Origin of the sequence: Leptolyngbya sp. 'hensonii' (assembly GCF_001939115.1) — a bacterium.
Classification (GTDB): Bacteria; Cyanobacteriota; Cyanobacteriia.
In genome coordinates this window covers 31,765-45,327 of the sequence record NZ_MQTZ01000046.1, presented here as the reverse complement: position 1 = coordinate 45,327, position 13,563 = coordinate 31,765, and the positions used below count along the sequence as shown (strand labels likewise).

Here is a 13,563-nt window from a genome sequence, read left to right as displayed (position 1 = left end):
AAAGAATAGAATATTAAATTCAAAACTCAAATCTGAGAAGATGGCTGAAAAGGATTTGCATCTCTCACATAGCCCTGGTGCCCCTGCAAGGGTAAGACCATTTGATTGTGGACGTTGAACTTTGAACTTTGAAAGGCTATGGATTCTGTTACCGAAGTGTCTCCTGAATTAATCCCTACTGAACGTTCAGTGGTGGTGCAAACCCAAGATCTTCGGAAGATTTACCGGACGGGATTTTGGTTTCACCAGCGGACAGTTTCACTACAGGGATGTTCCATCACGGTTTATCAAGGAGAAACTTTTGGCCTGTTGGGTCCTAATGGAGCGGGTAAAACAACCCTGCTGAAGACCTTGCTCGGAATCACCCGGCCTACGGCTGGGCGGGGATCCCTGTTAGGCAAGCCGATCGGCGATCGCAGCGTCAAGCAACGGGTGGGGTATCTGCCTGAAAACCCTTACTTTTATGATTACCTCACGGGCTGGGAGTTGCTGCAATTTACTGCTGAACTGTTTCAAATCCCAGGAGCGGAACGACGGCAACGGATTATTCGCCTGCTGGATCTGGTGGGATTGGCCCAGACGACGGCTCGCAAGCGCCAGTTACGTCAGTACTCCAAGGGTATGTTGCAACGAATGGGTCTGGCCCAGGCCCTGATCAATGATCCAGAACTGGTTTTTCTGGACGAACCCATGTCTGGACTGGACCCCATGGGGCGTTATCAGATTCGCGAGATCATTCTCTCCCTTAAAGAACAGGGGAAAACGATTTTCTTCAACAGCCATGTGCTATCTGATGTTGAGCAAATCTGCGATCGGGTGGCAATTCTGTCTCAAGGGGAATTGATCTGCATCGGGTCCCTGGATGAACTCCTTGGCATCAGTGACCGTTACCGGGTGAAGGTGCGGGGGGGCAATCCAGAAATTCTCCGGAAGCGCATTCCAGATCTGTCCTTCCAGGATGGTTGCTGGCAGGGGCATCTGCTGGGCAGTCCCCAGGATTTTATCGCTAGTTTGCAGTTGATCGATGCTCAACTGATCCTGATGCAATTGGCCCGTCCTTCCCTGGAAGAATTTTTTATGCAGCAACTGCGCGATCGGGGAGCCCAAATCAAATAATTTTCTGCTGGGAATTAAAACTGTGCGGCTAGATGAACGGGAGTTAATGTTTTGCTGATCAGCCCGGAACTCAGGTGACGTTTCATCAGATCGCCTAACAGGGCCAATCCTCGATCGATCTCCTGGGGCGACTGACAGAAATTCAAGCGCATGGCTGGATAGCCCTGCTGACCGGGGAAGAAGGCCGCTCCATTCGAGATCAGGATCTGGTGGGCGAGGGCTTCCCGACAGAGGATGGGCAGGGACAGTCGATCAGGCAAATGGGTCCACAGGAACAGCCCGCCGTTGGGAATTGTCCAACTCACCTCTTCGGGGAAATAACGTTCCAGGGCCTGGAGCATTGTGTTGCGACTCTGGAGGTTGGTGGTCCGAAGGCGATTCAGATAGCGACGGTAATGGCCCGATGCCAGAATCTCACTGACGATCGCCTGGGACACGCCAGAGGTATGCAGATCGTGCAGGACTTTCTGTTCCAGTAATGGGTTGTAGTCTGCTCCCGTGACAACCATATACCCAATCCGCAAACCCGGCATCAGGGTTTTAGAGAAGGTGCCCGTGTAGATCACTCGATCGTGGCTATCCAGAGCCTTGATCGGGGGTGGGGCCGGTTCAAAGTTCAACCCCTCATAGGCATTGTCTTCCAGGATCAGGCATTCGTATTGTTCGGCCAGGGCCAGTAGTCGTTGCCGATGCTGCTGGGATGTAGTCAGCCCTGTGGGATTGTGCAGGGTGCTGATGGTGTAGATCAGGGCGGGGCGATGGCTCTGGAGATACTGTTCCAGGAGATCCAGGTTCATCCCTGCGACGGTCATGGGAATCCCAATCACCCTGGCCCCCAAATTTTCCAGGATGGCCAGGGCCCCATGATAAGTTGGTGTTTCCACGACCACCCAATCCCCCGATCGCACCGTGTACCGCATAACCAGCGCCAGGGCCTGTTCTGAACCACTGGTGACGATTAAGGATTCCGGTGAAACCTCCAATCCCTGCTGGAGCAGCAACTGGGCGATTTGCTTGCGGAGATTGACCTGGCCCTCCGGGAAATCGTACTTGAAGAGGCTGTCCGTGGCCTCGGCTACAGCCCGTCGGGTAATCCGTTGTAATTCCTCAGAAACGGAGACCCGGGGAAACCCCGAACTGAAGTCCAGAATATTCCCCTGCTTCTGAGCTTGCAAGGATGCCGTAAATTGCTGGACAAAAGAACCGCTGCCTTGTTCCTGAATGATGACTTTTTGGTCGGGATTGAACGTGGATTTCAGCCGTACCACTGAGGCGATCGTCCTGTTGACAAAATATCCGGCTCCCTGGCGGGCATGGATCAATCCATCGGCCTCCAGCACACTGTAGGCTTCAATAACCGTGAGTTTGTTGACCCGAGTCGCCTGGGACAGGCTCCGAATCGAGGGGAGCCGATCGCCCGGAACCAGCTTTTCAGACTGGATTAACCGGCTGAAGTAATCTCGGATTTGCAGGTAAAGGGGGTGTTCCGATCGCGGATCAAGGGGAACATTCATGCCAGGATCGCCAATCACGCCATGATCGGACTATAGAAGATCGGACTCCAGTTGACCCGGTACAGTTCAGAAAAATTTCACCGGTACAGTTAGGATTAATTCCAACTGTACTGCTTTGAATAACCCAGATCTGTACCTTCTCATCCCTCCGGTCACTAGATGATGCTGGGAGAAGTTCAGCCCATCATCTGGAGACTCTATGAAAGCCTCAATTCCGTTCTTTGGGCTTCGATCAGTTCCCTGGTTAAACCTGGGCAAAAATCGAGCAGACTCTAAGGTCTGCGGCCTGATTTTGCCAGCCACAGCGGTTATCTCCCTGCCCCGATCCGATCGAGTCATAGAGGTAATCACGGGTCACGTTTGGATCACCTGCAATGGAGCCGATGTCATTCTCAAGGCAGGAGAAAGGTTTTCTATTCCAGGCCAGAATGATGGAGTGCTGGTTTCTGCACTGAGAAATGAGAGGGCAACAATGGTCATCTGGAAAGTATGAAAATCTTTCCAGACTGGAAAATGACCAGCCAGGGATCACAGGCTTGAGGCGTAGCCAATAGATTTAAACTTAGAGACTCTGACGAGAATTGCCCGAGACGCCTGCAGAACCACTACGACTCCCCCGACTGTCTTCGCGAGGCTTAGCTTTATTAACTTTTAGCTCTCGACCGAGCCATTCGGCACCATCTAATTCAGAGATCGCAACATCTTCTTTCGCTTCGTCCTTCATCTCGACGAAAGCAAAGCCCCGTTTTCTACCTGTCTCTCGATCTGTCGGAAGACTGACGCGGCTGACCTCACCATATTCAGCGAAAATCTCCCTCAAATCCTCCTCAGTTGCTTGGAAGGACAGGTTGCCGATGTAGATAGTCACGATTCTCTCCAGGCTGGCATAACACAGTTAATGAGTTTAACGGAACATAGGTATTAAGCCTTACTGGCAACCCCCACCTATGTTTCAGCCAAACTTTATATTCGTAGACATCATACCTGATTCATAGAAAAATATCATCGTCGTCATCAGAATTTGTCTTTATTTAGGACTTAAATGTGAAATCGTTATTCACGTATCGAACAATAGATTCATCCGGCAAAGTAGTTCACAATGAACACTTTTGTGGCTGCTCTTAATTTGCCCTTAATCGGGATATTGAGTTCTCGTTTCAGATATTGCCACTTGATTTCAACCTGGATGAAGTATTTTCATTCGATGATTTAACTCAAACTTAATCAACTGAATAAAAACCTCTATTCTCTCCCCAACTTTGCCCAAGTGCGGGAATTACGATCCCGGTTGACCATAGAGCCGAACCTCTAGGACCGGGTTGTTTCGATAGTCTGGGGACAAAGGAAATCAGCACAAGTATGGCTGGAATTATTACCAGTTCAGGAGGCAAGCAGAATGGCTAAAGTGGTTGGAATTGACCTGGGAACAACGAATTCCTGTGTGGCTGTGATGGAAGGGGGGCAGCCGATCGTGATTGCCAACGTCGAAGGGCACCGGACTACGCCCTCAGTGGTGGCCTACACCAAGGGTGGCGATCGCCTGGTGGGCCAAATCGCCAAGCGGCAGGCCGTCATGAATCCGGCCAATACCTTCTATTCCGTCAAGCGCTTCATTGGTCGCAAATATGATGAGATTACCCAGGAAGCGGTTCAGGTTGCCTATAAAGTGACTCGGGATGGAAATAGTGTCCGGCTCGAATGTCCGGTAGAAGGAAAACAGTTTGCGCCAGAGGAAATGTCAGCTCAGGTGCTGCGCAAGCTGGTTGAAGATGCCAGTAAATACCTGGGAGAAAAAATTACGCAGGCGGTGGTAACTGTGCCTGCTTACTTTAACGACTCCCAGCGGCAGGCAACCAAGGACGCCGGTAAGATCGCCGGAATCGAGGTGCTGCGGATTGTCAATGAACCAACTGCCGCAGCTCTGGCCTATGGTCTGGATAAGAAAAACAATGAAACAATTCTGGTCTTTGACTTGGGGGGGGGCACCTTTGATGTATCCCTACTGGAAGTTGGGGATGGAATTGTTGAAGTGAAGGCCACCAGTGGCGACACCCACCTGGGAGGGGACGATTTCGATCGCAAGATTGTCGATTGGATCGCCCAGGAATTTCAGAAACAGGAGGGGGTAGACCTGCGGAAAGACAAGCAGGCCTTGCAACGCCTGACGGAAGCAGCTGAGAAAGCCAAAATTGAACTCTCCAGTGCCACCCAGGCCGGGATCAACCTGCCCTTCATTACCGCTACCCAGGAGGGTCCCCGTCATGTGGACCTGACCCTAACCCGGGCGAAGTTTGAGGAGATGTGTTCTGACCTGCTCGATCGCTGTCGTCAACCGGTAGAGCAGGCCCTGCGAGATGCCAAAATGACCGCTGCCAATATTGACGAAGTAGTTCTGGTAGGCGGCTCCACCCGAATTCCAGCCGTTCAGGCCCTGGTCAAGCGATTGACGGGTAAAGATCCCAATATGACCGTCAATCCTGATGAGGTGGTTGCGGTCGGGGCTGCCGTGCAGGCGGGGGTACTGGCCGGGGAGGTCACGGACGTTCTGCTGCTGGATGTAACGCCCCTCTCTCTGGGTGTGGAAACCCTGGGGGGTGTGATGACCCGCATCATCCCCCGTAACACCACGATCCCCACCAAGAAGTCGGAGGTGTTCTCAACGGCTACCGATGGACAGGCCAATGTGGAAATTCATGTCCTGCAAGGGGAACGGGAAATGGCTGGTGACAACAAGAGCCTGGGTACCTTCCACCTGGATGGCATTCCCGCAGCACCTCGTGGAGTCCCGCAAATCGAGGTCACCTTCGACATCGATGCCAACGGTCTCTTATCGGTTTCAGCGAAAGACAAAGGCAGCGGTAAGCAGCAATCCATCACCATTTCTGGAGCCTCTACCCTGGACAAACAGGAAATTGAGCAGATGGTGAAGGATGCAGAGCGCAACGCGGATGCCGATCGGCAGCGACGGGAACAGGTGGATACGAAGAATATGGCCGACTCTCTGGCCTATCAGGCCGAGAAGCAACTGCAAGATCTGGGCGATCGGGTGCCAGCAGGCGATCGCGATCGTCTCGAAGGGGTGATCAAGGATCTGCGGGAGGCTGGGCAACGGGAGGATTATGCCCAGATGAAGTCCCTCTCCAGTACCTTGCAGGAAGCACTGATGCAGGTGGGCAGCGCCATCTATTCCCAGGCCAATGGCAGTACGCCCAATGGGGCTTCTCCCCAGGGAGGCAACACCAGCGACTCAGATGTGATTGATGCTGATTTTGTTGATGCCAAGTAGGGTTCTATCAGGAAAATTGTGACGGGTTGAAGACCCACAAAATTCAACCCAAATCCCTGGTCTAGATTTTAACTGCCCGTCGATGAATCATTGACTAACCAGTACTTTGGGATCAGGAGTTACCGGATGAGGGGGGTTCTCTCATCCGGCATTTTTTTGTTGCCAGATCCACCAGCTTGCTGCACAGAGGGTACAGTTGCCCAGTACCGTTGTAGAGGCCTGAACAGTAACCAGCCACTCCAGGGATGTGGTGTTGTCGAAAAAGTGCCAGGTACAGGCGCACATGGCGCTGACCAGAGCAGGGAGCATGGCGATCGAGAGCGATCGCCAGGTGCGATTTTGGCTGATCTCGCCATAGGTCCAGATCAGCCAGATAGCAATGATCCATTCGATCACACTGGAAATGTGAATAATCCAGGTGGGAATTGAGAGGACGTGCATAATAATGAATCCTGTATACGGACGCACGGGCAAACCCTAGTATAAAAGCACAGGGCGATGTAAATCATGGGACAAATGCGGGCGGTTTTATGTGGCTACTATGGCTATGGCAATGGGGGAGACGAAGCCTTACTGGCCTGTCTGCTGCAAATGTTGCCCCCCCATGTGACCCCAGTTGTCCTGTCTGGCAATCCCCATCAGACAGAGCGGCGCTACGGGGTCGAGGCTTATCCTCGCAAGGCACCCCTGACCCTGTTTCGAGTCTTGCGTGGGGCTGATGCGCTGATTTGGGGCGGGGGCAGCCTGATGCAGGACGCCACCAGTGCCATGAACCCCCTCTACTATGGGGGGCTGATGCGTCTGGCCCAACTCATGGGGCTCCGGACGATCGCCTGGGCTCAGGGCATTGGCCCCTTAAATCGTCCCTTCAGCCGTTGGCTGGCCCGTCAAACCTTCAGGCATTGTCAGGGGGTCAGCGTTCGCGATCAGGGCTCGGCAGCCCTGCTGTCAAGCTGGAACATTTCCTGTATGCTGGCTCCAGACCCGGTGTGGGCGATGCTGGCGAGTCCGGTCAGCCATCTGTGGGACTTGCCAGCACCCCGGATTGCCGTGGCCCTGCGCTCCCATCCTTGCCTCACCCCAACTCGTCTCGAACAGCTCATCCATGCTCTGGTCGATTTTCAGGTGGCCACCCAGACCTGTGTGCTACTGGTTCCGTTTCAGGCCACGCAGGATCTGGCGATCGCCCAGGCCATCCGATCCCGGCTGAAGGGTCCCAGCCAGATCCTGCAATTAGACAATCCCCAGGAACTGAAGGGGGTGTTTCGAGGGGTAGAAATGACCATTGCCATGCGCTACCACGGCTTGATTATGGCAGCATCTGAGGGGTGCCGCTGTTTTGCCCTGAGCTATGATCCCAAAGTGAGTCGTCTGATGGCCGAACTGGAGTTGCCGGGGTGGGAGTTGGCGCAACTCCCAGAAGATCCCAACCAGATCTGTCGAGTCTGGCTGGACTGTTATGCCAATGATCAGGCCCTCTCAGACGATCGGGTCCATTCTCTGGTCGATCGCGCATTGATGCATCAAGACTTGCTGAGTCAGGTCTTACGGCAGTCATAGCACTTTGGTTATAGGGAGAACCTATACCAGAATGTCGTCGCTTCCGGTGAAGCGGTGTATAGTGGTTACTTAATTAAAATTGGTATACAGACGAACCATATTACGGGTTACCCCCTGCCTGAATCAATGATCAATATCTGATGATGAAGGACAAATGACCAGGATTTCATGAGTTGATGATTTCAGGTGAATCTGCATAATGACTCGGAAAGGAATAGATCGGGTAACCTGTACATAATGGGAATTGAGGAAATCCCCCCATGCTAATTTGCCCTCAGTGTCAGTTTGACAACCCGGAAGAGAACAGATTTTGTCAGGAGTGTGGGACGCCCCTCAACTTGATTATCTGTCCTGAATGTAGTGCCAGAGTGGAGTTTGAAGCTGAGCAGTGCCCCAATTGTGGCACTGTTACAGGAACTTACCTGTGGGCAATTGTTTCTGGTGGAAACGGCGAGAAATTAACCCAGGGTGCTGCTGTGGCCAACACTACAGCTACTTATCTGGATGATCTTCAGCGCTACAAGGTGGTTGAATCTCTGTTGCCGTCGAATAGTACCTCCTCTGAGGCCCAGGCCCGCGTGCTGGACTGCCAGCCCTTTCAGCTTTCTCATTTAGAAATCATTTTGAATCAGGGCCAGGTTCTCAATGAGGCGATTGCGGCTCCTGGAGATGAAATCGTAACCGCCTCGCCAGAGGCGACCTCAAGTATCCCCATCCCCCGCATTGCCCGTCCCTATTTGGCCCTCCACTCCCAGTTTCACCAGACCCTCCCCCTGATCCACGATGCCTGGAGTAAGAATGGCCAGGAAGTATTACTGCTGGAGGACCGAACTCATTTTCAACCTCTCCTCGACCTGTGGTCTGATGAGGAGGTTCCCCCGCTGCAGGTTCTTCACTGGCTGCATGAAATGACTGAACTCTGGGCAGGGTTCGAATCCTGGCAATGTCGTCAGAGCCTTCTGGAGTTGAAAAATCTGCGGGTGGATGAAGATCAGGTTCTCTGTCTACAGCGACTCTATCGGGAAGTGGGTCCTCCCCTCTCCTTGAAGAATTTGGGACAGTTTTGGCTGGAACTATTTAGTCAAACCCAACGGACTCAGGTTGGGCCTCTGGCCGTCCTGCTCAGTGAAATACAGAGCGGTAAACTCCAGACGATCGAAGCGTTACAATCCCGACTGTATACGATCTCGGCTGATCTGCAAGAATCCCCGGTTGCCTCAGCGGGGATGGGGGCAGAAGTTCTGGTGCCGGAATCGCCTGATTTGCCCAGCCTTGACGGAATGAACAAGATGTCTGGTGCTGAAACACCTCAACCCCTCCAGTTCTCTGGCACGATGACAGAGGCTCTGGATGAATCCAGCTTCAACCTCTATGAGCCAGAGGTACTCTCATCGCTGCCGATCGATGATGCTGTCACGGCTGATCTGGGTCTGGAAGCAACTGGTTTGGGTGGGGAAGACGAAGAAGAGGACGAAGAGGAGGATGAAGACGAAGATAGTGGCGAGGCCGATGATGCGCCCACCGTTGTCCTGCCGATGCAGCTTTACAGCCTGGAAGATGCGGGGCGAACCGATGTGGGGCGTCAGCGGGACCACAATGAAGATTCTTTTGGCGTTGTGACCGATCTTCGTAAGACAGAAGGGCCTGCGGGGCGTGTTTTGCAAGCACGGGGTCTGTATATTATGTGTGATGGGATGGGAGGGCATGCTGGGGGAGAGGTCGCCAGTGCTTTGGCCGTGGAAACCATCAAGCAATACTTCCAGGAAAACTGGCTGCAGGCGTCGGATGAAGCCGACCCAGCCACGTCATTCCCGTCTCAGGCCAGTATTCGAAAAGCAGTCCATCTGGCCAATAAGGCGATTTATGATGTGAACCAGAGCAATGCCCGGTCCGGTAGCGGACGCATGGGAACCACTCTGGTCCTGGTTCTGATTCAGGGAACTCAAGTTGCAGTGGCCCATGTGGGTGATAGTCGGCTTTACTGTGTGAGCCGCAGGCGGGGCCTGGAGCAATTAACGACAGACCATGATGTGGGGCAACGGGAGATTCAGCGGGGGGTAGAACCCACGATCGCCTATGCCCGCCCAGATGCGTACCAACTTACCCAGGCCCTTGGCCCCAGGGATGAGAACTTCATGAATCCAGATATTCGCCTGCTGGATGTGAATGAAGATACCCTGCTGGTTCTTTGCTCTGACGGGCTCACGGATAATGATCTGCTGGAAGCCCATTGGCGAACTCATCTGGAACCCCTCCTAAGCTCCCAGGCCAACCTGGATCGGGGCGTCGGTCAGCTCATTGATCTGGCCAACGAGTATAATGGCCACGACAATATCACAGCCGTCTTGGTGCGACTGAAGGTTCGCCCTAATCTGGACTTGATGAAACAGCGATAGGGATGGGTCATTTGACGGATTGACTGGTCGAGTCCCACTGACCGTTGATGGAACCGTCATTCGTCATTTGACCTATTAATTGCCAATGACCAATGACAAATCACAAATGACAAATTCCCTCAAAAACCGTAGCCTCTTTTTAATTGGCATGATGGGGGCTGGTAAGACAACGATTGGCCATCTGCTAGCGAAGCAGCTTCATTACCGGTTTTTTGATACGGATGCGCTGATTGAGCAAGTAAAAGGTCAATCTGTTACAGAAATCTTTCGAAATTTGGGAGAAGCTGAATTTCGAAAACTGGAAAGCCAGGTTCTGGCTGAACTATCAGCCTGTACCTGTTCTGTGATTGCAACTGGGGGCGGTATCGTCTTGCAGCGCATGAATTGGAGCTATCTTTACCATGGTATTGTGGTGTGGCTGGATGTGCCGGTTGAACAACTCTACCGACGACTGCAGGCAGATTCTACCCGTCCTCTCCTGAATGGAACTAACCCGCTGGAGCGACTGCAGCATCTCCATGCTGAACGGCATCATCTCTATGCTCAAGCCGATCTCCGGGTGTCGATCGCAGAGAATGAATTTCCCACCCAGGTCGCCCAAAGGATCCTCGAATTGATCCCTGGCATTCTCAAGCCTGAAGCGGTTCCTCCTGACCTGGCTCAGAATTGAGGGCTACCCAGTTTGCCTCTATAACATTGTCTCCAAAACATTGTCTTCCAACGGTTTCTGTGAACATGGCCAACGAAAGTGAATACATTCAAGAAGCAGCCGCAACGCGCGTTCGGGTTTTGAGTGAGGCCCTGCCCTATATCCAGCAATTCGCGGGACGGACGATCGTCCTCAAATATGGGGGGGCTGCCATGAAGGACAGCAACTTGAAGGATAAGGTAGTGCGGGATGTGGTCTTTCTCTCCTGTGTCGGGATTCGTCCGATCGTCGTTCATGGGGGAGGGCCTGAAATCAACACCTGGCTGGATAAACTGGGGATTGAACCCCAGTTTAAGGACGGTCTGCGGGTGACGGATGCGGTCACCATGGATGTGGTGGAGATGGTTTTGGTAGGCCGGGTGAACAAGGAACTGGTGTCTCTGATCAACCAGGCTGGTGGACGGGCTGTGGGGCTGTGCGGCAAAGATGGCAACCTAATTACTGCCCGCCCAGAGGGGAGCGAAGGGATTGGCTTTGTGGGGGAAGTCCAGAATGTGAATATTGGCCTGCTGGAATCTCTGGTCCGGGACGGTTATATCCCGGTGGTGTCCAGTGTGGCTGCCGATGAGATGGGGCAGGCGTATAACATCAACGCAGATACTGTCGCTGGTGAGATTGCGGCTGCTCTGGGAGCCGAAAAGTTGATTCTGCTGACGGATACGGCTGGTATCCTGGAGAATTATAGGGATGCGTCCACCCTCATTCCAAAGCTGGATATTCAAGAAGCCCGTAAGCTAATTGAGACGGGTATTGTGGCCGGGGGCATGATTCCCAAAGTGAATTGTTGTGTCCGATCGCTGGCTCAGGGCGTCAAAGCAGCCCACATCATTGATGGCAGAATTCCCCATGCCCTGTTGCTGGAAATTATCACGGATGCTGGGATTGGCTCCATGATTGTCGCTTCGGAGTTTATGGTGCGTTAGTACAAAATAACTGGGTTGCAGATATTCTGGGCCTGACAGACGTATTTGCCCAGAACCTGCTGATCTCCGGATTGAATCACCAGGGAAAACCCTTGTGCAGCATAAAGGGAGCCGATTCCCTGCAGGACCTGATATTTGGCTCCGCTTCCCAGGGTGAGCCAGGGCTGGGCGTTGACATTGACGTAGAGGGTTGTGCCCCCATTGTTGGAGAGGGTGTAGTAGCTGTAGCCATTGGCCAGATTATGGGTCTGAAGGACGGCCACAGCTCCGGCGGGGAGCCCTTGAGTATATCCGGGAACCGTTGTCACGACTGTGGGATAGCCCACCACCGAGGAATTGATCAGAGTCGGATTAACCAGGGTAGAGTTGACGATCGTAGAGTTGACCACCGTGGGATTGATCAGGGTGGAATTGACGATCGTCCCGTTGGTTGAATAATAGGGGCGAGGAACAGCCACAGGCAGAATAGCAGGTTGGGAAGAATTGACCAGGGGCAAGACCGGTGGCACTGTGGTAACCGTACCGGGAATGTATACAGACCCTGGATAGGGATAGGGATTGGAATAGGGTTGGGAAACGATAGGGTGGGGTGATTTCTTCAAGATGATGGTCACCTGAGCCTGGGCTGGCATTGTGACGGCTGCCAGAATTCCTGCCAGAGCAGCAGTTGAGACAACTCCAGTAGAGTGACGCTTAAACATAGAACCTGCCCAATGTGGAGGGGACAATTATAGATACCACTATAATTCTGCCTAGACCGGGAATGCAGAGAGGAAGTTCCCAGAAATAGTCTTTTCAGGGAATTGGAAGCCAGTCTGCTCTCGGGCAAATGCCTCCGAAATCTGTATCCACTGGGGATCCTGTAGGGGAGAGTCTCCAGGAACCCTGTCGTGTGAGTTAGGATCAAGGGTGTGAGTCAGGGGAAAGCACCCTTCAGGTTATGACTGTAACGACAGCAAAATGGACTCTGGACGAATACCACCGCATGATCGCTGCCGGGATTCTAGATCAGCGGCGGGTAGAATTATTGCAGGGAGAAATTCTAGAAATGTCGCCGGAAGGAGAACCCCATGCCTACTTTAGTAGTGAGGCGGGGGAGTACCTGACTCGACTTCTCGGAGATCGGGCCACCATTCGGCCAAGCAAGCCGATTACATTGCCCAATCAATCTGAGCCTGAACCTGACATTGCCGTGGTCCATCGATTAGGGCGGGCATATTTAGATCATCACCCCTATCCCGAAAATATTTTCTGGCTGATTGAATATTCAGATTCCAGTCTGGATCAGGATCTGGAAACAAAGAGTAGGGTTTATGCTGAAGCCGGAATTATGGAATATTGGGTCGTGAATCTACGACAGCGACACCTGATTGTGTTTCGCCATCCCCAGGCAGGAGACTATACTTCTAAACGTATAGTCACAGAAGGAATCCTTTACCCCCAGGCTTTTCCAGATGTTGCCATACCCGTTAATGCCATTGTCAGCCAGTAACCCGAGAGCATGGTGAATTCACCGGAACAGGACCTCATCGATGCCGAGTATCAGATGGGACAAACAGCTTTTGAAAAAGGCGAGTATCGTCGATCGGTGCAGCATCTGGAAAAAGCCGCTGCCCTCTCCTCCCGGAATTCTCGCATCGGGGGGGAAGCCCAACTCTGGTTGGTCACGGCCTACGAAGCGAATGGGCAGCGTGAGGAAGCCTTAACCCTGGCCCGTCAGTTAACCCGCTTTCCCGATCCGGAGATTCGGAAACAGAGTCGTCGCCTTCTGTACATCATGGAAGCGCCCCAATTGATGAAACGATCGGAATGGCTGACCCAGATCCCCGATTTGACCGATCTGGAAGATAGCGACAGTGCCCTTTACAGCACTGCCGATCGCAAGCCCAAACGCCGCCCTGCCGCTCGAACCAGGCCAGAGCCAGAGCCAGAAGATCTGAGTCAGATGAATACGGGGGACAATCGCTTTATCTGGTTGGCCCTGGGGACGATCGGGCTGCTCTTGCTCGGCCTGATGGGGTTTAATTAGTAATGGGGCTAGCTTGACGGACAGGTGGGA

At 52.9% G+C, this 13,563-nt stretch carries 13 protein-coding genes; 9 read left to right on the top strand and 4 right to left on the bottom strand.

Annotated features, from left to right (window positions below; all coding sequences use genetic code 11):
* The first annotated feature begins 138 nt into the window (after positions 1–138).
* A complete protein-coding gene (locus tag BST81_RS19015) occupies positions 139–1,116 on the top strand; it encodes an ABC transporter ATP-binding protein (protein ID WP_075600088.1) in 978 nt (325 codons plus the stop codon).
* A 14-nt stretch (positions 1,117–1,130) separates the two neighbouring features.
* Here BST81_RS19015 and BST81_RS19010 read toward each other — a convergent pair whose 3' ends face one another.
* Positions 1,131–2,630, bottom strand: a complete 1,500-nt coding sequence (locus tag BST81_RS19010; protein WP_075600183.1) for a PLP-dependent aminotransferase family protein — start codon at positions 2,628–2,630, stop codon at positions 1,131–1,133.
* 199 nt (positions 2,631–2,829) lie between these two features.
* Between BST81_RS19010 and BST81_RS19005 the strand changes: the two genes are divergently transcribed.
* The gene (locus tag BST81_RS19005) at positions 2,830–3,123 is read left to right on the top strand and encodes a DUF2917 domain-containing protein (RefSeq protein ID WP_075600087.1); all 294 of its coding nucleotides are present in this window, start codon (positions 2,830–2,832) and stop codon (positions 3,121–3,123) included.
* Between the two features lie 69 nt (positions 3,124–3,192).
* On the opposite strand, the gene BST81_RS19000 is transcribed toward BST81_RS19005, so the two are convergent.
* Complete coding sequence (locus BST81_RS19000) at positions 3,193–3,498, bottom strand: RNA-binding protein (protein WP_075600086.1); 306 nt, start codon at positions 3,496–3,498, stop codon at positions 3,193–3,195.
* A 528-nt stretch (positions 3,499–4,026) separates the two neighbouring features.
* On the opposite strand from BST81_RS19000, the gene dnaK reads away from it, so the two are divergent.
* A complete protein-coding gene (gene dnaK / locus BST81_RS18995) occupies positions 4,027–5,916 on the top strand; it encodes a molecular chaperone DnaK (protein WP_075600085.1) in 1,890 nt (629 codons plus the stop codon).
* Between the two features lie 141 nt (positions 5,917–6,057).
* On the opposite strand, the gene BST81_RS18990 is transcribed toward dnaK, so the two are convergent.
* Positions 6,058–6,357, bottom strand: coding sequence for a DUF2499 domain-containing protein (locus BST81_RS18990; protein WP_075600084.1), 300 nt, complete (start codon positions 6,355–6,357; stop codon positions 6,058–6,060).
* 66 nt (positions 6,358–6,423) lie between these two features.
* On the opposite strand from BST81_RS18990, the gene csaB reads away from it, so the two are divergent.
* The 4 genes from csaB (at position 6,424) to argB (ending at position 11,504) form a co-directional block, all read left to right on the top strand.
* Positions 6,424–7,476, top strand: a complete 1,053-nt coding sequence (gene csaB / locus BST81_RS18985; RefSeq protein WP_075600083.1) for a polysaccharide pyruvyl transferase CsaB — start codon at positions 6,424–6,426, stop codon at positions 7,474–7,476.
* A gap of 260 nt (positions 7,477–7,736) precedes the next feature.
* Positions 7,737–9,872, top strand: a complete 2,136-nt coding sequence (locus BST81_RS18980) for a serine/threonine phosphatase (RefSeq protein ID WP_075600082.1) — start codon at positions 7,737–7,739, stop codon at positions 9,870–9,872.
* A 106-nt stretch (positions 9,873–9,978) separates the two neighbouring features.
* On the top strand, positions 9,979–10,542 hold the full coding sequence (locus BST81_RS18975) for a shikimate kinase (protein WP_075600182.1): 564 nt from the start codon (positions 9,979–9,981) through the stop codon (positions 10,540–10,542).
* A 65-nt stretch (positions 10,543–10,607) separates the two neighbouring features.
* On the top strand, positions 10,608–11,504 hold the full coding sequence (gene argB / locus BST81_RS18970) for an acetylglutamate kinase (RefSeq protein ID WP_075600081.1): 897 nt from the start codon (positions 10,608–10,610) through the stop codon (positions 11,502–11,504).
* Here argB and BST81_RS18965 read toward each other — a convergent pair.
* Positions 11,501–12,205 carry a hypothetical protein gene (locus BST81_RS18965; RefSeq protein WP_075600080.1) on the bottom strand — a complete coding sequence of 235 codons (705 nt, stop codon included), beginning with the start codon at positions 12,203–12,205 and terminating at the stop codon, positions 11,501–11,503. The genes argB and BST81_RS18965 overlap by 4 nt on opposite strands.
* 239 nt (positions 12,206–12,444) lie before the next feature.
* Here BST81_RS18965 and BST81_RS18960 point away from each other — a divergent pair, with 239 nt between their 5' ends.
* Positions 12,445–12,996 carry a Uma2 family endonuclease gene (locus tag BST81_RS18960; RefSeq protein ID WP_075600079.1) on the top strand — a complete coding sequence of 184 codons (552 nt, stop codon included), beginning with the start codon at positions 12,445–12,447 and terminating at the stop codon, positions 12,994–12,996.
* A 9-nt stretch (positions 12,997–13,005) separates the two neighbouring features.
* The gene (locus tag BST81_RS18955; RefSeq protein WP_075600078.1) at positions 13,006–13,533 is read left to right on the top strand and encodes a tetratricopeptide repeat protein; all 528 of its coding nucleotides are present in this window, start codon (positions 13,006–13,008) and stop codon (positions 13,531–13,533) included.
* Positions 13,534–13,563: the final 30 nt, after the last annotated feature.